1 protein-coding gene is annotated in these 688 nt (G+C 47.7%); it reads right to left on the reverse strand.

The features are described 5' to 3' along the window. Positions 1-532, reverse strand: a 532-nt coding sequence (locus tag ACP45E_RS21130) for a thioredoxin family protein (protein WP_277815734.1), incomplete at its 3' end; no start/stop codon positions are given. Between the last annotated feature and the right edge of the window lie 156 nt (positions 533-688).

Consider the following 688-nt stretch of genomic DNA (forward strand, 5'->3'; position numbering starts at 1 on the left):
GTGGTCCATAAACAACATTGAATGGGACGCCAAAACGACCATGAGATTGCAGAAACTCGGTGACACTCACACTCGGTGTTGTCCAGTTTCCCTGCATAGCAATGACATTAGGGTGTTGGAGAGTGCTGTAAACCGGATCTTGCAGAACAACACCGATTTTGTTGGCTTTACAGCTGATGCACCACTCAGCAGTCACATCCACAAAGACTGTTTTCCCTTGTGCCACATAATCATTGATTTTACTGGTCGACAGCCTTTCCCAATTCGGCTCTGCGGGTAAAGGCGTCGCCCACTTATCGGTCGTTACACTACCAATCACCATGCTACTTGCAAGCAAAACCACCACTGTTCCTCCAACCCACGCTGCGACTTTTTCTCCATAGACTTTCAATGTACGTATAAAGAACGCGACAACCGAGACAACCCCAATAATAACAATCCATAAAATGGGAAGGTGATGAGTCAAAAGCGACAGCAACCAGAGACTGGTTATGAGCATCATTGCGCCAAATAGATACTTCACTTTGCTCATCCATACACCCGGTTTTGGCAATGATAGAGCAATGGATGGGAACGTAGCGACAAGGATCCAAGGTAGAGCCATTCCCAACCCTAAAGCGGCAAAGATAGCGAACATGGTTGGGATGCTCGTTGCCAAAGCGAAAGCAACCGCCGTTCCCAGGAAAGG

Origin of the sequence: Vibrio genomosp. F10 str. 9ZD137 (genome assembly GCF_049974785.1) — a bacterium.
In the GTDB taxonomy this organism is placed as follows: Bacteria; Pseudomonadota; Gammaproteobacteria; order Enterobacterales; family Vibrionaceae; genus Vibrio.